Annotated in this window: 16 protein-coding genes; 8 read left to right on the forward strand and 8 right to left on the reverse strand. The window is 74.5% G+C overall.

Annotated elements, in window-relative coordinates; genetic code table 11:
- Positions 1–17: 17 nt before the first annotated feature.
- Positions 18–632, forward strand: coding sequence for a hypothetical protein (locus J2S44_RS29010; RefSeq protein ID WP_310420362.1), 615 nt, complete (start codon positions 18–20; stop codon positions 630–632).
- On the opposite strand, the gene J2S44_RS29015 is transcribed toward J2S44_RS29010, so the two are convergent.
- Complete coding sequence (locus J2S44_RS29015; RefSeq protein ID WP_310420364.1) at positions 622–999, reverse strand: universal stress protein; 378 nt, start codon at positions 997–999, stop codon at positions 622–624. The two genes, J2S44_RS29010 and J2S44_RS29015, sit on opposite strands and share 11 nt — an antisense overlap.
- A gap of 128 nt (positions 1,000–1,127) precedes the next feature.
- Between J2S44_RS29015 and J2S44_RS29020 the strand changes: the two genes are divergently transcribed.
- Both J2S44_RS29020 and J2S44_RS29025 read left to right on the forward strand, forming a co-directional pair.
- Positions 1,128–2,264: a PP2C family protein-serine/threonine phosphatase gene (locus tag J2S44_RS29020; protein WP_310420366.1), complete on the forward strand. Its 1,137-nt coding sequence runs from the start codon at positions 1,128–1,130 to the stop codon at positions 2,262–2,264.
- 58 nt (positions 2,265–2,322) lie between these two features.
- Positions 2,323–2,904 carry a MarR family winged helix-turn-helix transcriptional regulator gene (locus tag J2S44_RS29025; RefSeq protein WP_310420367.1) on the forward strand — a complete coding sequence of 194 codons (582 nt, stop codon included), beginning with the start codon at positions 2,323–2,325 and terminating at the stop codon, positions 2,902–2,904.
- Positions 2,905–2,933: 29 nt separating this feature from the next.
- Here the strand turns inward: J2S44_RS29025 and J2S44_RS29030 are convergent, their stop codons facing one another.
- The 5 genes from J2S44_RS29030 to J2S44_RS29050 form a co-directional block, all read right to left on the reverse strand.
- Positions 2,934–3,788 carry an NAD-dependent epimerase/dehydratase family protein gene (locus J2S44_RS29030; RefSeq protein ID WP_310420369.1) on the reverse strand — a complete coding sequence of 285 codons (855 nt, stop codon included), beginning with the start codon at positions 3,786–3,788 and terminating at the stop codon, positions 2,934–2,936.
- 23 nt (positions 3,789–3,811) lie between these two features.
- Positions 3,812–5,617 carry a hypothetical protein gene (locus tag J2S44_RS29035; RefSeq protein ID WP_310420371.1) on the reverse strand — a complete coding sequence of 602 codons (1,806 nt, stop codon included), beginning with the start codon at positions 5,615–5,617 and terminating at the stop codon, positions 3,812–3,814.
- A 511-nt stretch (positions 5,618–6,128) separates the two neighbouring features.
- The gene (locus tag J2S44_RS29040; protein WP_310420373.1) at positions 6,129–7,607 is read right to left on the reverse strand and encodes an AMP-binding protein; all 1,479 of its coding nucleotides are present in this window, start codon (positions 7,605–7,607) and stop codon (positions 6,129–6,131) included.
- On the reverse strand, positions 7,607–8,611 hold the full coding sequence (locus tag J2S44_RS29045; protein WP_310420375.1) for a 3-oxoacyl-ACP synthase III family protein: 1,005 nt from the start codon (positions 8,609–8,611) through the stop codon (positions 7,607–7,609). Before J2S44_RS29045 ends, J2S44_RS29040 begins: the two co-directional genes overlap by 1 nt.
- 142 nt (positions 8,612–8,753) lie before the next feature.
- Entirely contained in the window at positions 8,754–10,808 is a 2,055-nt protein-coding gene (locus J2S44_RS29050; RefSeq protein WP_310420377.1) for an amylo-alpha-1,6-glucosidase, read from the reverse strand.
- A 352-nt stretch (positions 10,809–11,160) separates the two neighbouring features.
- Between J2S44_RS29050 and glgX the strand changes: the two genes are divergently transcribed.
- The 3 genes from glgX to treZ are packed head-to-tail and all read left to right on the forward strand — an operon-like array spanning position 11,161 to position 17,317.
- The gene (gene glgX, locus J2S44_RS29055) at positions 11,161–13,281 is read left to right on the forward strand and encodes a glycogen debranching protein GlgX (protein ID WP_310420379.1); all 2,121 of its coding nucleotides are present in this window, start codon (positions 11,161–11,163) and stop codon (positions 13,279–13,281) included.
- Positions 13,282–13,283: 2 nt separating this feature from the next.
- Positions 13,284–15,548, forward strand: coding sequence for a malto-oligosyltrehalose synthase (gene treY, locus J2S44_RS29060; protein ID WP_310420381.1), 2,265 nt, complete (start codon positions 13,284–13,286; stop codon positions 15,546–15,548).
- A gap of 23 nt (positions 15,549–15,571) precedes the next feature.
- Positions 15,572–17,317 (forward strand): malto-oligosyltrehalose trehalohydrolase, encoded by a 1,746-nt coding sequence (treZ, locus tag J2S44_RS29065; protein WP_310420383.1) that lies wholly within the window; start codon positions 15,572–15,574, stop codon positions 17,315–17,317.
- Positions 17,318–17,384: 67 nt separating this feature from the next.
- Here the strand turns inward: treZ and J2S44_RS29070 are convergent, their stop codons facing one another.
- Positions 17,385–19,097 carry a hypothetical protein gene (locus tag J2S44_RS29070; protein ID WP_310420385.1) on the reverse strand — a complete coding sequence of 571 codons (1,713 nt, stop codon included), beginning with the start codon at positions 19,095–19,097 and terminating at the stop codon, positions 17,385–17,387.
- A 134-nt stretch (positions 19,098–19,231) separates the two neighbouring features.
- Entirely contained in the window at positions 19,232–19,639 is a 408-nt protein-coding gene (locus J2S44_RS29075) for a hypothetical protein (protein WP_310420387.1), read from the reverse strand.
- 159 nt (positions 19,640–19,798) lie between these two features.
- On the opposite strand from J2S44_RS29075, the gene J2S44_RS29080 reads away from it, so the two are divergent.
- Entirely contained in the window at positions 19,799–20,755 is a 957-nt protein-coding gene (locus J2S44_RS29080; protein ID WP_310420389.1) for a TIGR03885 family FMN-dependent LLM class oxidoreductase, read from the forward strand.
- 152 nt (positions 20,756–20,907) lie between these two features.
- On the forward strand, positions 20,908–23,703 hold the full coding sequence (locus J2S44_RS29085; RefSeq protein ID WP_310420391.1) for a serine/threonine-protein kinase: 2,796 nt from the start codon (positions 20,908–20,910) through the stop codon (positions 23,701–23,703).
- The last annotated feature ends 14 nt before the right edge of the window (positions 23,704–23,717 follow it).

Here is a 23,717-nt window from a genome sequence, read left to right on the forward strand (position 1 = left end):
CACGGAAGGGCCGGACGATGAACCGCACCCCACGGGCCACCGGCCTCGGCATCGCCGGGGTCGCGCTGCTGCTGGCGCTCTCCGGCTGCAGCATGCTCGGGCTGACCACGGAGAGCACCACGGCCGGTGCCGGCTCGGGCGAGGCCGGCGCGGCCGGCGACTGGACCACGCGGGTGCTCGACGGGCCGCGCGCGGCCAGCCCGACCCCGGGCGCGCCGATCGCCAGCCCCACCCCGACCGGCGTGCTCACGCTCGACCCGCTGCCCTCGGCGTCGGTCAGCCCGCTGCCGCCGGAATGCCGGGGCAACCTGCGGCCGAACGTGCTGAACGGGCTCACCGTCACGCCCGCCGCCGGCCAGGCCACGGTCACCTGGGTCAACGTGGGCGACCCGGCCGTGCAGTCGTACCGGCTGGCCGCGATCCCGCAGACGATCTACTACGGCGAGCAGGCCCCGGCGGACTGGATGGACGTCCCGGCCGGTGAGGGCTGCACCACCATCACGCGGACCGTGACGGGGCTGAAGAAGGGCGAGCCGTACATCTTCTGGCTGGACGCGATCGTCAACTCGTACGAGTACGGCCAGGGCCGCGACATCCAGATCGCCCGCTCGACGCCGGTCATCATTCCGTGACGGGTGCCGCCACGGTCGTCGTCCGGGTCCGCGGCATCCGCTGACCGGGCGCGAGCACCAGCAGCGCCGCGTTCGCGGCCGCGTGCGCCAGCGCGAACTCGGGCTCGCCCAGGATCAGCTCACGCATGACCGGCGGACGCGACGGCAGGCCACGCACGGCCCGGTCGATCGCGTCCGCCTGCGCGCGCTGCAGCCGCTCCCGCTCGACCGGCAGCGTCCCGGCCGCGCGCGCCGCGTCCCGGTCCCGGGCCGGCCAGGCGGTCACCACCCGCAGCGCGCCGTGTCGCCGCGCCGCGGTCCGGGCCGCCCAGCGCAGCGCCGCCTCCGACTCCGGTGTGCCGTCGTAACCGATCGCGATCCGTTCCATGGCAGCCTCCTCGGGGTCCAACCGAGTCTTGCAATCCCGCGTGTCTGGGTAACAGGGCCGTTGGTCCCGGGACGGGGCCTGGACCGGCGGCGGGACCGCTGGCAAGGTGTGTGGCGGGGGTGATGTCGATGGCAGCGGACGACGACTTCGGTGCGCTGCTGCGGGCGACCGCCCCGGACCGGCTGGTCGAGGCCGCCGACGAATACCTCCGTGAGTGGTACGGCGTCGCGCGCGTGGACGTGCTGATCGCCGACTACCGCATCTCCGGGCTCTGGCCGGTGCTGGACGGACACGAGGACCCGGTCGGCGGCGTGCTGCGCGACCGCGGCGCCTCCGCCCGCTGTTTCGCCGGCCAGCAGCTGATCATCGAGGACGGCCGGGTGTTCCTGCCGCTCACGGTGTGGGGTGAGCGCGTCGGCGTGCTCGTGCTGGACGGCGACGACCTCGACCTCGACCGGCTCGCCGAGACCGCGGACGAGCTGGCGATCGCGATCCGCGCCGCGGACCGGGACACCGACCGCTACCGCCGGGCCCGCCGCCGGGAGCGGCTCACCATGGCCGCGGAGATGCAGTGGGACCTGCTGCCCGGCCGCAGCCTCAGCCACCCGCGCTTCGAACTGGCCGGCCAGCTGGAACCGGCCTACCAGGTGGCCGGCGACCACTTCGACTGGGCGGTCACCGACGAGAAACTGACGATCACTGTCCTCAACGGGTACGGCGGGGGCCTGGCCGCGTCCGCGCTGGCCGGGCTCGCGGTCAACGCGATGCGCAACGCGCGCCGGTCCGGCGGCGACATCGTCGAGCAGGCCGAGCTCGCCTCCGACACGGTCTTCGCACACCACGGCGGCGAGAAGCACGTGGCCACGCTGCTGCTGGAGGCGGACCTGCGCACCGGCCGGGTCTCCGCCGTCGACGCCGGGTCGCCGCGCGCGTTCCGCATCCGCGGCGCGAAGCTGTCGCCGATCACGCTCGACCAGCAACTGCCGCTCGGCATGTTCGGCGAGGCCCGCTACTCGATCCAGTCCTTCATGCTGGAACCCGGCGACCGGCTGTTCATCGTCAGCGACGGCGTGCACGCGGCCGCGCCCGGCGATCGGGAGCCGTTCGGCGAGGCATCGATGCTGGCCGCGGTGCGGGCCACCCGGCTGCAGCCGCCGGCCGAGGCGGTCGGCTCCGTGATGCGCGGACTGCAGGACTACCACGACGACGCGGACCCGGACGACGACGCCGTCATCGTCTGCCTCGATTGGCACGGCACGGACTGATTCGTTTTCACCGGGTTGAATCCGTGGGACGTGGGTATGCGCTCGGGTTATGAAGAGCGTGGCAGACTTGGCCGTCGCCGTGGAGGCGGCCGTCGGGCCGCTGCTCGACGTGCTCGACTCGGCACGGAACGATCCTCGGCTACCGGTCTCGGCCACCCAGTTCCGGGTCCTGACCATCCTCGCCCGGCGCCCCGGACTCAACCTCGGCGGCCTCGCGGAAGCGCTCGACGTGGTGCCGTCCTCCGCCAGCCGGCTGTGCGACCGGCTCGCCGCGACCGGCCTGCTCACCCGCGCCCCCGACCGGCACGACCGGCGCGAGGTGCACCTGACGCTGACGTCCACGGCCGTGAACCTGCTGGAGGACCTGCGACAGCAGCGGGTGGTGGCGATAGAGACGGTGCTGACCAAGATGCCGGCCGGCTCCCGGCGGGCGCTGCTGCGCTCGCTCACCGCGTTCGCGCTGGCGTCCGAGGGCCTGATGGCCGAGGCCGCCAAGGCGGTCGAGGCGATCCCCCAGGAGCCCGCGCCGGTAACCGAGGATCTCCCGCTCCAGCCCGGCCCCGCGCCGACTCCGGCGGACGGCCTGCCACGTCACCCCGGCCCCGCCCCGACATCAGCGGACGGCCTCGGCGTCGCATAGCACCCGCGCGTTCCGCGCCGACACCGGCGTCAGCCGGCGGTCTCGGTGGCACGCAGGAAGTCGCCGAGGTCGCGCACCGGCTCCCAGCCCCGCGCCCGGGCCCGCCCGATGTCCAGCACCAGGCCGTAGGCCAGCTGCTCCACCGCATAGCGGGTCACGCCACGCGCCCGCAGCGCCGCCGCGGTCAGCGCGACCGGCAGCGGAACCGTCCGCACCCGCACCCGCGGCAGCACCCGGGCGAGCGTCTCGTTCCGCGGGTACGGGCGGGCGTCCGCGACGTTGTACGGCCCGGCCGGCCACGCGTGCGCCCGCAGGCACGCGTCCGCCAGGTTCTCCACCGCGGTGAGGCTCAGCATCGTGTCCGGCCCGGGCAGCCGGATCACGCCCCGCCGGACCGCCCGCCGCAGCCGGGGCAGCAGGTGCGGGTCACCGTGCCCGTAGACCGCCCGCGGCCGCAGCACCACCGCGCCCGCGTCCAGCGCCAGCCGCTCCCCGGCCGCCTTCGTCCGCCCGTAAGCGGTGCGCTGCCGGTCCACCGGATGATCCTCGGTGACCACGCCGTCATGCGCCCGGTACACACTGCCGCTGCTCACCCACACCACCGGCCGTCCACCGGCCGCGTCGAGCAACCGCCGGGCACCGTCCACGTTGACCGCGTGGAACGCCCGCTCCGCCCGCCGCCCCGGCGCCGGATCGCCGACCGCGGCCGCGAGATGGACCACGACGTCCGCACCCCTCAGGTCCGGCGGCCCGGCGGTCGCGTCCCACCGCACGTGCCGCGTCCCGTCCGGCCCGGGCCGCCGCCCGAGACACCACACGTCGGCGCCCGCGGCCCGCGCGGCCCGGGCCACGTAACCCCCGCAGAAGCCACTACCTCCGGTCACCGCCACCCGCACCCCCGGCCCGATCACCGTCCCTCACCCGCTCCGGCCGCCCCGCCACCCGCCGCCAAGCCGTCGGACCGGGCCGGGCCGTTGCCCGTGGCCGGGCCGTTGCCCGTGGCCGGACCACTGCTGTCGATCGGGCCGCCGTTCGAAGCCGGGCCGCCGTTCGCAGCCGGCCCGCTGGGTCCGGTCGAGCCGCCGGGCCCGGTGGGGCTGCCGGATCCGGCGGGGCCGGCAGTCCCGGTGGGGCCGCCGGGGGCGGTGAGCCTTGCGGGCGCCACGACGAGCGGGTGCCACGGGACCAGGCCTTGGCGCTGTGCCGGGTCGCCGGGTGAAGCCGGGTCGCCGGGTGCGGGCGGGCTGGTTGCCTCGACGGTGAGAACGCGCCAGCCGGGGAGGGCGGCCCCGCGGTCCGGGCGGGCGGTGACGACCGACGGGCGCAGCGGGGCGAGGGCCGCCAGCACGTCCCGCAGCTGCGCGCGGGCCAGACCGGCGCCCGGGCAGGCGTGCGGGCCGGTACCGAAGACGAGCTGCGCCACGTGCGGCAGCGCCGGATCCGCCGGGTCCGGGTCGCGGTGGTGTGCGCCGGTGGCGTGCCGGGTCACCAGGATCAGGCGATCGCCGTGCGCCACCGGGCAGCCGCCGATCACACCCGCGCCGCCCGCGGCCCTCGGTAGCAGCGGCGTCGGCGCGACGACCCGCAGCAACTCCGCGACCAGTGCGTCCAGTCGCTCTCCGCCCGCCTCGGCGTGCTCCCACAGCCCGTCGTCGGCACACCAGGCCACGGCCCGTGGGATCGCCGCGACCGTGGTGTTGATCGCTGCCACCGCCAACATCGCCGCCAGTCCGGCCCCCATCTCCGGCCCGGCTTCCGCCGGTGCGCCGCCGCCACCGTTCGGCCCGCCGCCACCGTTCGGCCCGGCGTCACCGTTCGGCCCGGCGCCGCTTTCCGACCGGGTGCCGGTGTCGTGCCGGGCGTCGCCCTCGTGCCGGGCGTCGCCCTCGTGCCGGGCGTCGCCCTCGTGCCGGGCGTCGCCCTCGTGCCGGGCGTCGCCCTCGTGCCGGGCGTCGCCCTCGTGCCGGGCGTCGCCCTCGTGCCGGGCGTCGCCCTCGTGCCGGGCGTCGCCCTCGTGCCGGGCGTTGTCGTCGTGCCCCGTGTTGCCGGTGTGCCCGGTGTCGGAGTCGGGCCGCGTGTTGCCGTCGTACCGGGAGAGATCAGTGGCCGGGGAGCCGGCCGGTCTTTCCCTGGTCGGGCGCCGGGCTCCGGCCGACGGCGCGTGCGCTTCCGGGCAGTCGCTCGCCGGCAGGCCGGTGGCCGGCGGCGCGACGCGAGGCGCGTTCGCGAGCAGCGTGGTGAGCCGCTTCGCCGTGGTGGCCGGGTCGTGGCCGCGCCGGGTCGGCAGGCGGAGGCCCGGCAGATGGGCGCGGGCCGCCGCAGCCGCCGCCGCGGCGCGCGCGGCCCGGGAGAGCTCGTGGGGGTCGGCGTCGATGCCGAGCAGTGCCGCGGCCGTGCTGCCGGCCAGCTCCGCGGTCAGGTCCACGAGATCGATCCGGCCGCCGTCACGCAGCACGCCGAGCCGCCGGTCCAGCACCGCGCGCCACACCGGCCGCAGCCGCTCCACTCCCGCGCTGCTCAGCCGCGCCGCCAGGTCACGCCGCGCGTTCCGGTGCGCCGCGCCCTCCTGGTCGAAGAGCAGATCCGCGTCGGCGAGGTCGCGGGCGATCGCCCCGGTCGTGCCGTCCGCCCGCCGGTCCAGCGGGACCCGCGTCATCGCCTCGATGAACTCCTCGGTGCCGTTGACCAGTAGCGTCCCGCCCAGCCGTGTCACCGGCCGCCGCCGCACCGCCGCCAACAGCGCGAACAGGACCGGATGCCCGCTCAGATATACCCGGCGATCCCGCACCCGCGCCTTCACCGGACACCCCCGCGTCCCGCACCGGTCCGGGCCACGCTGTTCCCGCTGGTCCGGGCCGGGGCGTTCCCGCTGGTCCAGGCCGGGGCGTTTCGGCTGGTCCGGGCCACGCTGTTTCCGCCGGTCCGGCGCATGCCGTCTCGGCCGGACCGGCGCATGGCGTCGCGGCGGATGTGGTCTCCGCCGGTGATACCCATGCCCTGCCTGCCCGCGCCGGACGCCGGGATGTGTCGCACCGGGACGCGGGCCGCCGGACCCGGGTTCCACGCCGCTTCGCTCTGCTTACCGGCGCGGACCGTCCCGCCGCGTGGCCCTGCGGCGAGCGCCGACCGGGGCACATCCGCGCCGGCCTGCCGCCGCTCGCCCGGGCGCAGCGGCGCGTGGGCGGACGCTGCGCCCGGTCCCGGGCCGGCGGAGGCGCCCGGGCTCATCGGCGCCGGCCGGGGATGGTGCGGGCGGCCAGCGCGGAGGCGGCCGCGCGGTCGGGTTTGCGGGAGCGGCCGGATACCGGGACCGGGGCGAAGACCAGGTGGTCGGGGCGGGCCTCGCCCATCCGGGCGAGCGGTCCGCGCAGCGCGCCACGGACCGCGGACTCGGACGCTCCGGGCTCCAGTTCGATGACCGCGGCCACGGCCTCGTCCTGGTCGAACGCCGGCACGCCGACGATCAGCGCCAGCGCCACGCCGGGCACGTGCAGCGACGGCTCGTACAGGCCGGGGTAGATGTTCTCGGCCGCGCGCAGGATCATGTCCTTCGCCCGCCCGGAGAGGATCACCCGGCCGGCCTCGAGTCGCGCGAGGTCGCCGGTGGAGACCCAGTCGTGCGGGGGCCGGCCGAGGTAGCGGTGGCACATCTGTGGCGCCCGCAGTTCCAGCACGCCGCCCGCGTCCTTGCGCGCGGAGACGCCGGGCAGCAGCGCGCCGAGCAGGTCGCCGTCCTCGGCGGCGGCGAAGGCGATCTTCTCGCGCGACTCGACCGCGGCGGCCGGGAAGACCTCGGTCAGCGCGTAGACGCCCCAGGCCTCGTCCGCGCCGGCCTGCCGCACCCGGGACATCAGCGCGGCCGACACCGGCGCGGACCCGCTGTAGACCCGCCCGGTGAAGCGCGCGCCCGCGTCCAGCGCGGCCCGCAGCTCCGGCGGCGTCAGGTAGGTGGCCTGCGGCGCCAGCCGGGCGAGCTGCCGGGCCAGCGTGGCGGGCCGGCTCGCGGGCATGGCGACCGGCGCGCCCTCGGCCAGCGCGGGCGCGAGCACGAAGAACGTGCCGCCGGCGACCGGCGTGCCGGGCACCGGCCGGACCAGGTCGGTGACCGCGCGCATGCCCGCGTCCAGGCCGGCCCGGCCGTGCACGACCGCGCGGGGGCTGCTGGTGGTGCCGGACGTGAACACGATGACCGCGTCGCCGTCCCCGTCGAACACCGGCGGCGGCGTACCCCCGGACGGGATCTCCAGGGCGGGCGCGGAGCCGGGCCAGCGGCGGCCGAGCGTGACGACCGGGGCCAGGTCGCCGAGCGCGGGCAGTGCGAGCTGGACGCGCCGGGCGAGCGGCGCGGCCCAGGACGCGAGTGCCTGCGCGGCGCCGTCCGCGACGATGAGCGCGGGTGACGCGAGCCGGAGGCGGGCGAGCAGCACGTCCGGTCCGGCGGCCGGGTCGAGGATCGCGGTGCAGACGCCGAGGCGGTGCGCGGCCAGCATCAGCGCGAGCGCGGCCGGGCCGGGGACGACCGCGACGCCGAGCGTGTCACCGGCGCGCAGGCCGCGGTGGTGCAGCGCCCGCGCGTACCCCTCGGTCAGGTCGTGGAGGTCGCCGCGCGTGGCGCGGACGCGGGGCCGGCCGGTGAGCGTGGTCCCGAGCACGGCCGGGCGGTCGGTGTCGCGGGCCAGTGCGACGCGCAGCCGGTCGAGCATCAGGCCTTCTCCCAGACCATGGTCATCATGCTGATGCCGCCGCCGAGGCCGGCCAGCAGCACCCGGTCGCCGGGGCGAAGGCCGGGGAAGACGCGGGTCAGCTGTACGCCGAGGCTCGCGCTGGCCAGGTTGCCCATCGTCGGCAGCGTCGGCACCAGCTTGGCCGTGGGTACGCCGGTGATCTCCACGAACCGCTCCAGGTACGGCCCGGTGACCTGGTGGACGAGCACGTGCCGGTAGTCGTCCCAGTCCAGGCCGGTGCGGGCGGCGACGCGTTCGAAGATGCCGGCGCCGACCTTCTCGAAGACCGCGCGCAGCGTGTGCCCCTCGCCGCTGAAGTACGTGTGTTCGTCGCCGCGCGGCAGCCGCGAGCCGCCACCGGGAATGCCACCGACCCGCCAGTGCTCGGAGTGGGTATCCGTGTCGATGTCCAGGATGCCGCCGCTGGGCACGGTCTCGACCAGCACCGCGGCGCCGCCGTCCCCGAACGTGTAGCCGGCGAACGCGTCCCGTAGCTCGTGCATGCCGGTGAGCGTGGGCCGCATCGCGCGGGTCGGGGTCTCGCCGGTGACCACCAGCACGCGCCCGGCCCGCCCCGCGATGATCAGCGACCGGGCCAGGTCGATGCCGTTGATGAAGCTGTTGCACGCGTTCGTCACGTCCAGAGCGTGCGCCCGCGAGCCGAGCGCGGCCTGCACGATGTGCGCGGTGGCCGGCTCGGCCATGTCCCGGCTGGCGGACGCGAAGAGCAGCACGTCGACGTCGAGCGGGTCGAGGCCGGCGTCGTCGAGCACCCGCCGGGCGGCGGTCACCGCGAGCGTGGACGCGTACTCGTCGTCGCCCGCGATCCGGCGTCGCCGTACGCCGGTGAGCTGTTCGAACATGCCGTCCGGCAGGCGCAGGCCGCTGGCGTCGGAGACCTGCCGTTGCAGGTCCGCGGTCGCCACCTCGCGTTCCGGCAGCGCGGAGGCCGCGGCCGTGATGCCCACCCGAGTCATGATCATGCGCCGTAGCCTCCCGCAGCCCGCGCCCCCGCCGGATGAGTAGGGGCACTCAAATATCGACCGCGTGGCCGGGCCGCGAAACCGGGGATCGGACAGATCAAGGCGCCGTCCGGATGATCGGACGGCGCCTCGGAAACGCAGGTCAGAGACGGTGGCGAATGCGGTTCAGTTCGGCGACGGAACGGGCCGAGAACGGGCAGCCGGTGGCCGCGTGCGGCGCGTCACCCTCCGCGGTCTCGCTGACCGAGCCGAGCCCCCACTCGCCCAGGTGCGCCTCCAGGCCGGTGAGCACACCGTCGGTGGGCAGCCCGGCCGCGATGCACGCGTCCAGGTAGGGGCCGATCAGCCAGGGCCAGACCACACCCTGGTGGTACGCGGCGTCCCGGACGATCCGGTTGCCCCGGTGCGTGCCCATGTAGCCGAACTCACCCGGTGCGAGCGAGCGCACGCCCATCGGCGTGAGCAGCGCGGACCCGGCCACGTTGATCGGCTGGGGCTCGGCCTCGCCGCGCAGCGGCGCGTGCGGGAGGCTGAACGCGAGCAGCTGGTTGGGCCGCAGGCAGGCGTCGTCGTGAGCGGTGCCGCCGAGCGGGTAGAGCGCGGGCGGCGCGTCGACCACGTCGTAGAGCCAGCCCTCCTCCGCGACGAACCGCTGCTGGAACGAGGCCAGCGCGGTCTCGTGCGCCTTGCTGAGGTCCGCGTTCTCCCGGCCGACCGCGCGGAGCATCCCGGTGAGACCGGCGAGCGCGTTGACCCAGAGCGCGTTCACCTCGACCGGCTTGCCGGTGCGCGGCGTCACCGCGACGCCGTTGAGCCGCGCGTTCATCCAGGTCAGCGCGTTGCGCTCGGAGTCGTGCCGGAGCAGGCCGTCGCTCTCGTTGACCAGCAGCACCGGCGCCTGCCGCTGGGCGGGCCGGATCGGCGTGAGTGCCTGGGTCGGCGTCTGCAGCATCGCGGCCAGCGCGGACCGCGCCTCCTCCGGCCGCTGCTCGCGCGGTGCCGGGCGGGTGGCCGGGCCGAGCCCGACGTGCCGGAGCAGCAGGTCGGTGAGCGGGTCGACGAGCGCGGCCGCGAGGTCGGTGTCGCCGAGCCGGGTCACGTGCCGCTCGACCGCGTGCACCAGCCAGAGCGGCCCGTCCACCGGGTCGTGCTGCAGGCCGGCGTCGGCGGCCTCGACCGCGGCGGTGACACGCGCCTGGAGCAGCGCGGCGCCCTCCGAGCCCCGGCCGGTGTCCAGGAACAGTCCCTCGTACGCCGTCATGGTGTCGCCGAGGTAGGCGTTGAACCACGGGTAGCCGGCGACCACGTCCGGGCCGCTCGCGGTGTCCACGATGAACGCGTCCGCGGCGAGCGCGAGCACGGCCGCGGTCGAGTCGGCCGGGTCCGCGCCGGTGACCAGCTTGTGCGCGCGGTCGTGCGCGGCCGCGACTATGGTGGCGGCCGGCGGCGGGCGCTCGCCGAGGTCGCCGGCCCAGGCCGACACCTCCAGCGCCTGACCGACCTCGAGCGTGGCGGTGAACGAGCCGGCGTGCCACAGGTCCTCGACCGGGTTCAGCCCGCGCTCGGCCTCGGCGCGCGCGAACGCGTCCAGGTGCCACTGTCCGGCGGCCGTCCACCCGGGACCGGCCAGCCGGTACGCGTTCTCGACCACGACACCGTCGGACACGGTCTCCACGGCCAGCGGGGCGCCGTCGGCCCGGCGCTCGCCGTGCGCGTCGCGCCAGGTGCACATCGCGGCCAGCGACAGTTTCACCGGGCCGGGCGCGGAGATGAGGCGGTGCACCACGCCGAGCGACGGCTGGCCGTGCGCCATCGCCAGCTCGCGTTCCAGCACCACGTCGCCGATCCGCCAGCGCCAGCGCGGCAGCCCGTCGGCGAGCTCGAACAGCTCCAGGTACGAGTGGCCGGCCGGCGCGATCGCACCGGACGCCCACTCGTGCGTGTACAGCTGGACCCGGGCTCCGGACGGGAGTGTCACGGTGGCGTCCAGCGCGGCCAGTGCGACGTGTCGTTCGGTGAGCGCGGTGTCGGCCACCGCGAGCAGCGCGTGGTACCGCCGGGTGCGCAGGCCGGAGACCGTGCCCATGGCGTAACCCCCGACGCCGTCAGGCACCAGCCATTCGCGGGACGCGCCGGCTCCCTCCGACAGGGAGGCGCACACCTGGGGACCGAAGATCAGCGGTGCGTTCAACAGCACGAGCCCTCTGTGATCGATTGGATCGCGACACGACCCATCGGGGTCTTCACTGGCAGGTGAGGACCCAATGTTGGCAGGCGATGCGCTCGACGTTAGCAGCTTCTCGGCAAGATTTTGGCTCCCGTCCATGAGGAACTTCAGTGGTACGGCGCGCGAAATCCGCTCGTTGCAACTGGGTGGATTAACGCGGTGACTCTCGGGGCATAAGCGCCTCGCCCTTCGGCACGCGCACACGCGCGGGCCGGGGGTACGGGTGTCCGGAATCACCGTCGCGTGGCGTCGCGGCGGTGCGGGTCCGATCCGGCGAGGATGGGTTCGCGGGCGTCCGCGACGGCGAGGGGGAGCAGCACAGATGCAGACATGGCCAGGACGTCGTTATCCCCTGGGTGCAACGTACGACGGCACCGGCACCAACTTCGCGATCTTCTCCGAGGTCGCCGAGTCAGTGGAGCTGTGCCTGTTCGACGAGTGGGACATCGGGGCGGAGCAGCGGATCGAGCTGCAGGAGGTGGACGCGTTCGTCTGGCACGCCTACCTGCCGGGCGTGCAGCCGGGCCAGCGGTACGGGTACCGCGTCTACGGCCCGTACGACCCGTCCGGCAGCGGCGCCCGCTGCAACCCGCACAAGTTGCTGCTCGACCCGTACGCCAAGGCGGTCGACGGCGACGTGCAGTGGCACCCCGCGCTCTACGGCTACCAGCTCGACGACCCGAGCCGGATGTCGGAGATCAACTCGGCGCCGTACATGCCCAAGGGCGTGGTGGTGAACCCGTACTTCGACTGGGGCAACGACCGGCCGCCGCGCACGCCGTACCACCACTCGGTGATCTACGAGGCGCACGTGAAGGGCCTGACGAAGCGGCACCCGGACATCCCGGTGGAGCTGCGCGGCACGTACGCCGGCATCGCGCACCCGGCCATGATCGAACACCTGCTCAAGCTCGGCATCACCGCGATCGAGCTGATGCCGGTGCACCAGTTCGTGCACGACCACCGGCTGCACGACCTGAACCTGCGCAACTACTGGGGCTACAACACGATCAGCTTCTTCGCCCCGTACCACGGGTACTCCGCCCTCGGCTATCTCGGCCAGCAGGTGCAGGAGTTTCGCGGGATGGTGAAGGCGCTGCACACCGCGGGCATCGAGGTCATCCTCGACGTGGTCTACAACCACACCGCGGAGGGCAACCACCTCGGCCCGACCATGTCGATGAAGGGCGTGGACAACGCGGCCTACTACCGGCTCTCCGAGGAGGACCGGCAGTACTACGTCGACTTCACCGGCACCGGCAACAGCATGAACATGCGCGGCCCGACGACGCTCCAACTGATCATGGACTCGTTGCGGTACTGGGTGCAGGAGATGCACGTCGACGGGTTCCGCTTCGACCTCGCCGCCACGCTGGCCCGCGAGTTCTACGAGGTGGACCGGCTCTCCACGTTCTTCGAGGTGGTGCAGCAGGACCCGGTGATCAGCCAGGTCAAGCTGATCGCCGAGCCGTGGGACGTGGGCCCGGGCGGCTACCAGGTCGGCAACTTCCCGCCGGTGTGGACGGAGTGGAACGGCAAGTTCCGGGACACCGCGCGGGACTTCTGGCGCGGCGAGCCGGCCACGCTGGCCGAGTTCGCGTCCCGGCTGTCCGGCTCCGCCGACCTCTACCAGGACGACGGCCGCCGCCCGTTCCACAGCATCAACTTCGTCACCTGCCACGACGGGTTCACGCTGCACGACCTGGTGGCGTACAACGACAAGCACAACGAGGCGAACGGCGAGGACAACCGGGACGGCGAGAGCCACAACCGGTCGTGGAACTCGGGCGTCGAGGGCCCGACCGACGACCCGGGCGTGCTCGAGCTGCGCGCGAAGCAGCGGCGCAACTTCCTGGCCACGCTGATGCTGTCGCAGGGCGTGCCGATGATCGGGCACGGTGACGAGCTGGGCCGCACCCAGCAGGGCAACAACAACGCGTACTGCCAGGACAACGAGATCGCCTGGATCGACTGGGAGAACGTCGACGAGCAACTGCTCGACTTCACCCGTACGCTGGTGGCGTTCCGGAAGAAGCACCAGGTGTTCCGGCGGCGGCGGTTCTTCACCGGCCTGCCGGTCGGCGGCCGCGGCAGCGGCGAGGCGCTGCCGGACCTGGCCTGGTTCACGCCGGACGGGCGCGAGATGAACGACGGCGACTGGGGCAACGACTTCGGCCGGGCGGTCGCGCTGTTCGTCAACGGCGAGGGCATCAAGGAGCGCGGCCAGTACGGCCAGCGGCACTCCGACCAGTCGTTCCTGCTCTGCTTCAACGCGCACGACGCACCCCTGGAATTCACGCTTCCGCCCACCGAGTACGGGCAGAAGTGGGAGAAGGTCATAGAGACCGCTGACCCGTCACCCGACAACCCCGTCGTCGCCGAGGCCGGCGGCCGGTTCTGGGTGCCGGATCGTTCGCTCGTCGTGCTGGACAGGACGGTCTGACAATGAAAACGCCCGCAGCCACGTACCGGGTCCAGGTCCGGCCCGGATTCGACCTGCACGCCACCGCCGACATCGCCGGTTACCTCGCCGACCTCGGGGTCACGCACTGCTACACCGCACCGCTGCTGGCCGCCGTGCCCGGCTCCGCGCACGGCTACGACGTCGCCGACCACACCCGGGTCAACCCGGAGCTGGGCGGCGAGGAGGGCCGCCGGCGGCTGGTCGACGCGCTGCGCGCGGCCGGGCTCGGGCTGGTCGTCGACATCGTCCCGAACCACGCCGGCATCGCCGACCCGCCGAGCAACCCGGCCTGGTGGGACGTGCTCCGGCTGGGCCGCGACTCGCCGTACGCGAGCTGGTTCGACATCGACTGGACCCGGGGCCGGCTGGTGGTGCCGGTGCTGGCCGACACCGGCGAGCCGCTGGCGGACCTGGAGTTCAAGGACGGCGACCTGCACTACTTCGAGCACCGGTTCCCGGTCGCGCCGGGCACCGGCGAGGGCACGCCGCAGGAGATCCACGACCGGCAGCACTACGAGCTGGTCGACTGGCGGCGCGGCGACACCGACCTCAACTACCGGCGGTTCTTCGCGATCACCACGCTGGCCGGGCTGCGGGTGGAGGAGCCGGCCGTCTTCGACGCCACCCACGCGGAGATCCTGCGCTGGTACAACGACGGCGAGCTGGACGGCATCCGGGTCGACCACCCGGACGGCCTGCGCGACCCGGCCGACTACCTGCGCCGGCTGCGCCGGGCCGCGCCGGACGCGTGGATCGTGATCGAGAAGATCCTGGAGACCGGCGAGAAGCTGCCCGACTGGCCGATCGGGGGCACCACCGGGTACGACGCGATGCGCGAGGTCTGCGGCCTGTTCATCGACCCGGCCGCCGCCCCCGCGTTCACCGGGCTCGACCACCACCTGACCGGCAAGCGCGTCTCCTGGGCGGAGCTGACCCACGGCACCAAGTACGCGGCCGCCACCCGCATGCTGGCCGCGGAGCTGAACCGGCTGGCCCGGCTGGCCGGTGAGGTGTCCGGTGCCCGCCAGGGGCTGGCCGAGCTGGCCGCGGACTTCCCGGTCTACCGGTCCTACCTGCCGGACGGCGCCCGGCACCTGGCCAAGGCGCGCTCCGAGGCCGGTCGCCGCCGCCCCGGCATGGGCCGCAGCCTGGACGCGCTCACCGCGCGCCTGCGCAACCCGGTGGACGAGCTGGCCGTCCGATTCCAGCAGTTCACCGGCGCGGTGATGGCGAAGGGCGTGGAGGACACCGCGTACTACCGCTGGACCCGGTTCGTCGCGCTGAACGAGGTCGGCGGCGACCCGGACCGGTTCGGCGTGCGGCCGGCGGAGTTCCACGCGGCCGCGGCGGCCCGCACGGAGACCGGGATGACGAGCCTCTCCACGCACGACACCAAGCGCTCGGAGGACGTGCGGGCGCGGCTGGCCGTGCTCTCCGAGGTGCCGCGCGAGTGGGCCGAGATGGCGACCCGGTGGACCGAGGCGTCCGGTTTCGGCGACCCGTCGCTGGCGCACCTGCTGTGGCAGACCGCGGTCGGCGCGTGGCCGATCGAGCGGGAACGACTGAAGGCGTACGTGGAGAAAGCGGCCCGCGAGGCTGGAACTTCCACGAGCTGGACCGATCCGAACACCGATTTCGAACGCGCGCTGGCCAATCTGGTCGACCGGGTCTACGACGATTCCGAACTGTGCCGGGAGATCTCCGAGTTCGCCGAATCGATCACTTTCTCCGGGTGGGTCAACTCGCTCGGCCAGAAGGTCGTACAGCTCGCCATGCCCGGGATTCCCGACGTCTATCAGGGCACCGAGCTGTGGGACAACTCGCTGGTCGACCCGGACAACCGCCGGCCCGTCGACTTCACGGCCCGGCGCGAGATGCTGGAGCGCATCGACGGCGGCGAGCTGCCCGGGATCGACTCCTCGGGTGCCGCGAAACTGCTGGTCACCAGCCGTACGCTGCGTGCACGCCGGGACCGCCCGGAACTGTTCACCGGCTACACGCCGCTGGAGGTGGAGGGCCCGGCCGCGGCGCACGCGATCGCGTTCGACCGCGGCGGAGCCTGCGTCGTCGCGACCAGGCTCCCGATGGGACTCGCACGTCAAGGCGGTTGGGGTGAAACATCGCTGAAACTTCCCGACCGTGAATACATCGATTCGTTCACGGGACGCGACTACAGTGGTTCTCGGTTGACGCTCGCCGAGGTGCTGGACACATATCCCGTGGCTCTTCTGATCAGGCGCGGATAGCGGCCGGAAAGCGTGTTGATTCGATGACGAATTTCGCCGTGTGGGCCCCCGACTCACGCGTCCGGCTCCGCCTCGGCGGCGGTGACGTCGGGGACGTGCGGGAGATGAAGCGCGCCGAGGACGGCTGGTGGCGGCTCGAGGTGCCGGAGGCCGGCCCGGGCACCGACTACGCCTTCCTGCTCGACGGCGACGACGACCGGCCGCTGCCCGACCCGCGCAGCCCGTGGCAGCCGGCCGGCGTGCACGGGCCCAGCCGGGTCTACGACCACGCCGCGTTCGGCTGGACCGACAGCGGCTGGACGGGGCGGCAGCTGCCCGGCAGCGTCCTCTACGAGCTGCACGTCGGCACGTTCACGCCGGAGGGCACGTTCGACGCCGCGATCGCCCGCCTCGACCACCTGGTCGAGCTGGGCGTCGACATGGTCGAGCTGCTCCCGGTGGCCGCGTTCAACGGTGAGTACAACTGGGGTTACGACGGCGTCTGCTGGTTCGCGCCGCAGGAGAGCTACGGCGGGCCGGACGGGCTGAAGCGGTTCGTCGACGCCGCCCACGCGCGCGGGCTGGGGGTGGTCCTCGACGTCGTGTACAACCATTTCGGCCCGTCCGGGGCGTACGCGCCGATGTTCGCGCCGTACCTGCTGGAGGGCACGCAGACGCCGTGGGGCAGCTCCGTCAACATCGACGGCCCGCGCTCCGACGAGGTCCGCCGCTACATCATCGACAGCGTGCTGATGTGGCTGCGCGACTACCACGTCGACGGCCTGCGGCTGGACGCGGTGCACGCGCTCGCCGACCGCGGCGCCGTGCACCTGCTGGAGGAGATGGCCGCGGAGGTGGAGGCGCTCTCCACCCACCTCCGGCGCCCGCTCTCGCTGATCGCCGAGTCCGACCTGAACGACCCGCGCCTGATCACCCCGCGCGAGGCCGGGGGGTACGGGCTGCACGCGCAGTGGGACGACGACGTCCACCACGCGCTGCACACGCTGCTCACCGGCGAGCGGCAGGGCTACTACGCGGACTTCGGCTCGCTGGACTGCCTGGCCACCGTGCTCACCGGCGCGTTCTTCCACGCGGGCACGTTCTCCAGCTTCCGGCAGCGGCGGCACGGACGGCAGATCGACCGCTCGCTCGTGCCCGGCCACCGGTTCGTCGCCTACCTGCAGAACCACGACCAGATCGGCAACCGGGCGATCGGCGACCGGCTCTCCAGCACGCTCTCCCCGGGCCTGCTCAAGGTCGGCGCGACGCTGCTGCTCACCTCGCCGTACACGCCGATGCTCTTCATGGGTGAGGAGTGGGCCGCGACCGCGCCCTGGCAGTACTTCACCAGCCACCCCGAGCCGGAGCTGGCGGCGGCGGTGGCGAACGGCCGGCGGCGCGAGTTCGCCAGTCATGGCTGGGCGGAGAGCGACATCCCGGACCCGCAGGACCCGGAGACGTTCCAGCGTTCCAAGCTCGACTGGGCCGAGCCGGGCAAGCCCGCGCACGCGGCCATGCTGGAGATCTACCGCAAGCTGATCGCGCTGCGGAAGTCGCGGCCCGACCTGTCCGAGCCGCGGCTCGACCGGGTGCAGGTGTGGCACGGCAACCAGTACGTGGTGATGCGCCGCGGCGACTGCGTGGTCGCGGCGAACCTGGCGCCGGCCACGCAGCGGATCAGCCTGCGCGCGGTGCCCCGGTCCGTGCTGCTCGCCACCGAGCCGGGCACCGTCCTCACCCGCGACGTGGTCGAGCTGCCGCCGGAGAGCGCGGTCGTCGTCTCGCTGTAGGACGGAAGCCGTAGGACGGAAACGGCCGCCCGGGTCTCCGGGCGGCCGTTCGCGTTCCGTGCCGGCGTCAGCGCGAGGCCATCGCCGGGATCGTGGTGTTCGTCGGGTCGTCGTCGTCCGAGTCGGCGGCCGGCTCGCCCTTCTCCTTCGCACCGACCACCGCGACCACGCGCGGCGTCACCACGGCGGCGCGCCCGGCCACCACGGCACCCGGAGCGGTCACCGCGGCCCGCGCGGACACGGTCGGGGCGTCACCGGACCGCGCGTCCGCGGCGCGCGGCGCCGGGATGCCCGGCTTCGGCGTGGCCGGCAGCGGGATGCCCGGCACCGTGCGCAGCGGCACCCGGGCGATGCCCATCACCGGCAGCGAGGCCGGCGCGAGCGCGGCCGCGTCCTCCGGCGAGGCGTCCTCGGTGCGCGACGCGGCCGCCTCGATCTCGGCCTGCGCGGCCGCGACGACCGCGCTCGCCTCGATCTCCCACTCGACGGTCGCGTCCAGGTCCGCGGTCGTCGCGGACACGGCCTCGGCCGGCCCGGTCCCGGCGAGATCCCGGTTCTCCGCGCCGGCGTCGTTCTGCGCGCCGGACGAGGCCGTCGTAGCGGCCGTGGAATCCGCGACCACCGTGGCGTCCGTGGCCGGGCTGGTCTCCACGACCTCCGTGACGTCCGTGGTGGACGCGGCCACCTCGGCCGCGATCGCGGTCAGGTCGCTGGTCGCCTCGACGTCCTCGGACCGGGCCGGTTCCGCGGTGGTGAGCGACGACAGGTCCGTGGTCACCTCGATGTCCTCGGCGGCCACCGGCTGCGCGGCCGGCAGCACGGTCTCCACCGTCTCCACGGTCCTGACCGGCGCGGCCGGGATCACCATGCGGCGGATCCGGCCGTCGCCACCCGGCCTCGGCAGGCGCACCGCGCCGACCTTGGCCAGCATCGCCGCGAGCCCCTTCGGCGCGGCGGCCTCGGCGGCGGCCAGCGACGCCGTCAGCTCCGCCTCGGTCGCCTCCCGGGCCAGGCTGGTCTTGGCGGCGGACGCGGTCGCGGCCACCTCCCACGCGCGGCGCTCGACCCGGGTCGCCTCCTGGTAGGCCGCGGCCAGCCGCTCCTGCGCCAGGCGCAGCAGCGACCGCTCGTGCTCCAGCGGGGACAGGCTCGGCGACCACTCGCCCTCGAACGAGAGCACGGCGCTGAGCTGGTCGTAGCGGATCTCTCCACGGTGGAACGCGCGGGTCGCCGCGCGCCGCAGGTGCCGGCGCCGCTCCTCCAGCTCCGCCGCGGTCGGCTCCGCACTGGACTGCTCGATCTCGTCCACCACGGACGGGAACACGGACGCCTTGTTCGCCCGCTCGGCGGCGTCGGTGGCGTGCTGGAGCGCACGCCAGGCGGACTGCTGGATGCGCTCGGCCGCCTCCCACTCGGTGCGGCAGCGGGCCGCGGTCTGCTCCGCGTGCAGGGCCGCGGTGGCGATCTCGTTCGCGTACCGCTGGAGTTCGTCGAGTGTCGACACCCGCGCCTCGCCGGGCAGCGGCGTGGAGACCACGGCCGCGGTCGGGACGCCGGCGCGGGCCGCGACGGCACGCGCGGCACGCAGCCGCTGGCGGTGCCGGCGACGGTGCCGCCGGTACTCGCGCTGTTCCGCGACCGCTTCCCGGTCGCGGCTGAGCAGGGACAGGCCGTAGAGCGCAAGCATCGCGAACGCGAAGAAGGCCAGCCAGGTCAGCGTGGCCGTGCGACCCAGCCCGAGGACCTCGTCGATGTTGGCCTGCTGGAAGAAGCCGTCCATGTGATGAACCTCATCAGTGAGGAATGGCGGTGGAGCCCGGGGGGACCGGGAAGGCAGGGTGGCATCACCGCGTGGCGGTGACACGATCATGTGAGAGTGCGGAGCTGATCACGCCCGGTGACCTCAGCGAGGGGTCAGGCCGGACATAACGGCGGCGCCCGGTCGCCGCGCGGCCCGTCAAGGGCGGTGCGGACGACGGTTCCGCGACACTCCGGAAGCGTGACCAGCAGCAGTGCCGCGACCGCGAGCAGCGGCAGCGAGCCCGGCAGCGCCGGTTGCCGGTCGGCCGGCAGCGGTGCCTGAACGAGGTCGACGGCCGAGCCGGCCGGGGTGATGCCCCCGGTCGTGGCGGCTCCGGCCGGCACCAGGTCGATGCCGCCCACCGGAGCGGTGGCGACGACCCGAGGGGCCGCGGATGCGTCCGTGGTGGTGGATGGCCACCCGCCGGCGAAGGCGAGCACGAACAGTGCGAACGCCCCGGCCAGACGCAGCGTTCGCCGGGTCACCCAGGTGAGGCGTCCGGAGCGGCTGGCAACTGGCACGAAACAACGGTACCGCCGGTTCCCGCCGCTCGCAGAGTTCGTGACCGCCGGGGTGACGACCAGCACTCCGGCGTGTTGCTCTTGGCGCCGTCGCCGGCCGCTGATAAAGGCATAACCGCACAAGCATGATCAAAAACCTTCGCGGGTACGGAGGGGGGCGTGACGGTATACGGCATCCACAACTCGCACGAGCAGATCGGGCCCGCTGCTCTCCTCGACTACGTGACCAGGGCGGAGTCGGCCGGTTTCGCGGCCGCCATGTCCTCCGACCACTTCTCGCCCTGGAGCTCCCGCCAGGGGCAGTCCGCGTTCGCCTGGACGTGGCTGGGCGCCGCGATGCAGGCCACCTCGCTGCCGTTCGGCGTCGTGAACGCGCCCGGCCAGCGCTACCACCCGGCGATCATCGCGCAGGCGATCGGCACGCTGGGCGCGATGTACCCGGGCCGGTTCTGGGCCGCGCTCGGCACCGGCGAGGCCAGCAACGAGCACATCACCGGCGACCCGTGGCCGCGCAAGGACGTGCGCACCGCCCGGCTGCGCGAGTGCGTGGACGTGATCCGCGCGCTGCTGGCCGGCGAGGAGGTCAGCCACGACGGCCTGGTGAAGGTCGACCGGGCCCGCCTGTGGTCGCGCCCGGAGGTCGCGCCGCAGCTGGTCGGTGCCGCGGTGAGCGTGGAGACCGCGCGCTGGTGCGCCGAGTGGGCGGACGGCCTGATCACCGTGAACGCGCCGGTCGAGCACCTGCGCCGCATGATCGACGCGTACCGGGAGGCCGGCGGCCGCGGCAAGCTGCACCTCCAGGTGCACCTCTCGTGGGACCCGTCGCTGGAGAAGGCCGAGGCGATCGCGCTCGACCAGTGGCGCAGCAATGTGTTCCAGCCGCCGGTCTGCTGGGACCTGGACACCGCGGAGGCGTTCGACGTCGTCTCCGAGAAGGTCGGCATCGACCAGGTGCGCGAGGTCGTCAACATCTCCACGGACCTGGGCGAGCACACCGACCGCCTCCGGGGGTACGCGGACCTGGGCTTCGACGAGATCTACCTGCACCACGTGGGCCAGGATCTCGGCGAGTTCATCGATACGTTCGGCGCGAAGGTGCTTCCGCAGCTCGATTAGTCACCTTTGCGACTTCGGATTCACCGGTACGGGGCGTCTTGGCGATATGACCCGATGTGTCGGTTGCGTGGTGCTTTCCCATTAGTTAGGAATACCGGGCGCAATGACGCGACTCCACTCCGCGTCTTCCCCCCACGCGAAGGAATCCGCCGATGAGCCGCTCCGACTCGCCAGCCACCGACCCGGCCGGGGTGCCGCCGCCCCGCCGGATCGGTGGTGCCTACGCGCTGCAGGAGGAGATCGGTGGCGGCGCCACCGGCACGGTCTGGCGCGCACTCGAGTCCTCCACCGGCGAACAGGTCGCGATCAAGCTGCTCCGCGACGACCTGGCCGGCGAACCGAAGATCGTCATGCGCTTCGTGCAGGAGCGCGCGATCCTGCGCATGCTCCGGCACCCGCACATCGTCGGCGTCCGCGAGCTGCTCACCGTCGGCTCGTCACTCGGACTGGTGATGGACCTCATCCCGGGCGGCAGCCTGCGCCGGCGGCTCCGCACCGCCGGCACGCTGCCACCCGCGGAGGCCGCCGTGATCCTCGGCCAGACCGCGGCCGCGCTCAGCCACGCGCACCGGCGCGGCGTCGTGCACCGCGACCTCAAGCCGGACAACATCCTGCTCACCAGCCCCGGTGCGGCCGACCCGACGGTCCGGCTCACCGACTTCGGCGTGGCCCGGGTGCTGGACGGTGCCCGGCTCACCACGACCGGCGCGGTGATCGGCACGGCCGGGTACCTCGCGCCCGAGGTGATCGCGGGTGGCCGCCCGATGCCGGCGGCGGACGTCTACGCGCTCGGCATCGTGCTGTTCGAACTGCTGCTGGGCCGGCCGCCGTTCGCGGGCGCCACCCCGTACGCCGCACTCCACGGCTTCACGCTGCCGCGCCCCGCGTCGGTGCCGGAACCGGCCTGGCACATCATCGAATCCTGCCTCGCGTCCGATCCCACGCACCGCCCTACCGCCGCCGAGCTGATCGACCGCTTCCGCGCGCTCGCCGACGCCACCGCGGGCCTCCCCGCCCTCGACGCGCTCCACGACTCGCTCACCGACGGCGCCCTGCCGATCCTGCCGCGCCAGAAGCCCGTCCCGGCCCCGCCGATCCCGCACGCCGCCGCACCGGTGCCGGACGCCGCCGCACCGGTGCCGCAGGCCGCTGCGCCGGGTTCGGAGGCCGCTGCGGCGGTCCCGCACGCTGCCGTGCCGGGCTCGCACGCCGCTGCGGCGGTCCCGCACGCCGCTGCGGCGGTCCCGCACGCCGCTGCGGCGGTCCCGCACGCCGCTGCGGCGGTCCCGCACGCCGCTGCGCCGGGCTCGGAGGCCGCGCCGGGTTCGGCGGCCCCGCCGGTCCCGGAAGCCGCATCGGGCTCGGGGGACACGCCGGGCTCGGAGGGCGCTCCGGACCGGAGTGCCGCGCCCGGTGGGAGCGCCGTGCCCGGCCCGGAGGCCGAGCCTCCGGTCGCGCCGGGTCACTCCGCCGTGTCCCCGGCCGTGGCAGGCCGGCGCGCCGCGTCATCGGAATCTCCGGTTGAGGACACGGTGCCGGTCGCGCCGGGCGCCGGCGCGACGCCGGCCGGCGGGGGAGACGCCAGAATTCCGGTGCAGGGCCGGAAGTCCGGTTCGACCGAGCCGCTACCGCCCGCTGCCGCCTCGGGTCCGGAGACGACAGCCGATCCGTCGTGCGGCACCACGGGCGGCGAGAACCGGCCGGCCGATGCCGGCGGTCGTGCAGCCGAGCGGGCGGACGACACCGACGGCCGTGCCGGTCGCGGCGGCAACGCCGGCGGCACCGGCGACGGCAGTGACAACACCGGCGGCACCGGCGACGGCAGTGACAGCACCGGCGGCAGCCGCAGCGGTGCGCACGGCACCGGCGGCACCGGCGACGGCAGTGACAACGCCGGGGGCAGCCGCAGCGGTGCGCACGGCACCGGCGGCACCGGCGGCGGCAGTGCCGCCGGTGGCAGCGGTGACCACGGCAGCGGCGGCGACAACAGCGGCGCCGAAAGCGGTGCCGCCGGCCGCGGCGGCGCCCACGGAAGCGACGGCAGCGTCGCCGGCGGCAGTAGCGGTGGTGTCGGCGGCAGTGCCGCCGGTGCGAGCGGTAGCCACGGCGGCGGCAGTCACGGCGGCGCCGAGGACGATGGCGCCGAGGGCAGGGCCGCCGAGGGCAGGGCCGCCGAGGGCGGCGGCGGGGACGGGCGGCGCCGGGCGCGTGGGCGGCGGCGGAGCGCGACGGCCGGGGCCGGTGGGACGTTGCGGCGGCGGGTGGCGGCGCCGCTGGCCGGGCTGGCCGCGATCGCGGTGCTGGGCGGCGCGGTCGCGCTCGCGATCCGGCACAACGCGGCGGAGCACCACGCGGCCGCGGCACCGCACGCGACCACGGCCGCGCCGACCCCGGTCGCCGCGCCGGAACGCAGCCCGGTCCCGGCCGTGCACGCGCCGAAGCCGCCGCCCGCCACGTCCGCCGCGCAGCCCACGCCGACCGGCGCGCCGACCAGCGTGCCGGCCAGGCCGGTCGCGCGCACGTCCGCGCCGGCGGCCGCCACCAGCGCGGCCGCCACGCCGGAGGCGGTCAGCTACACGTGGGGTGCGACGCGCTGCGACTCCGTGATGCAGTGGGCGACCACCCGCCCGGCCGTGATCCAGACCTGTTACGCGATCGGCCCGGCCGTCCGGCTCAGCGGCGTGATCTCCGCGCTTCCGGGCACGTCCGTCGTCGTCTCGCTGCACCTGGTCGAGGAGTCCTCCGGCCGTACCGTGGCGGGCCCGTTCACCTGCCCGAAGGCGACCTTCACCCGGGATGACGTCCAGCAGGCGTGCGGCGGGTTCGACGCGTCCGTGCCGCGCGGCCGCCGTTACGCCGTGGTCCAGACGTGGCGGTCCACCGCGCAGTCCGAGTCCCGGCTCGCCCCCGGCACCGCCCGCACCCAGTTCTTCACCGTCCCCGCCTGATGCGCGTGCCCGGG

The sequence above is a fragment of the Catenuloplanes niger genome, assembly GCF_031458255.1.
Classification (GTDB): Bacteria; Actinomycetota; Actinomycetes; order Mycobacteriales; family Micromonosporaceae; genus Catenuloplanes; species Catenuloplanes niger.

Excerpts from the sequence above, each read along its gene's own strand:
- J2S44_RS29010 (WP_310420362.1), top strand. The coding sequence starts at position 18 with ATGAACCGCACCCCACGGGCCACCGGCCTCGGCATCGCCGGGGTCGCG.
- J2S44_RS29015 (WP_310420364.1), bottom strand. The coding sequence starts at position 999 with ATGGAACGGATCGCGATCGGTTACGACGGCACACCGGAGTCGGAGGCG.
- J2S44_RS29020 (WP_310420366.1), top strand. The coding sequence starts at position 1,128 with ATGGCAGCGGACGACGACTTCGGTGCGCTGCTGCGGGCGACCGCCCCG.
- J2S44_RS29040 (WP_310420373.1), bottom strand. The coding sequence starts at position 7,607 with ATGCTCGACCGGCTGCGCGTCGCACTGGCCCGCGACACCGACCGCCCG.
- J2S44_RS29045 (WP_310420375.1), bottom strand. The coding sequence starts at position 8,611 with ATGATCATGACTCGGGTGGGCATCACGGCCGCGGCCTCCGCGCTGCCG.
- glgX (WP_310420379.1), top strand. The coding sequence starts at position 11,161 with ATGCAGACATGGCCAGGACGTCGTTATCCCCTGGGTGCAACGTACGAC.
- treY (WP_310420381.1), top strand. The coding sequence starts at position 13,284 with ATGAAAACGCCCGCAGCCACGTACCGGGTCCAGGTCCGGCCCGGATTC.
- treZ (WP_310420383.1), top strand. The coding sequence starts at position 15,572 with ATGACGAATTTCGCCGTGTGGGCCCCCGACTCACGCGTCCGGCTCCGC.
- J2S44_RS29070 (WP_310420385.1), bottom strand. The coding sequence starts at position 19,097 with ATGGACGGCTTCTTCCAGCAGGCCAACATCGACGAGGTCCTCGGGCTG.
- J2S44_RS29085 (WP_310420391.1), top strand. The coding sequence starts at position 20,908 with ATGAGCCGCTCCGACTCGCCAGCCACCGACCCGGCCGGGGTGCCGCCG.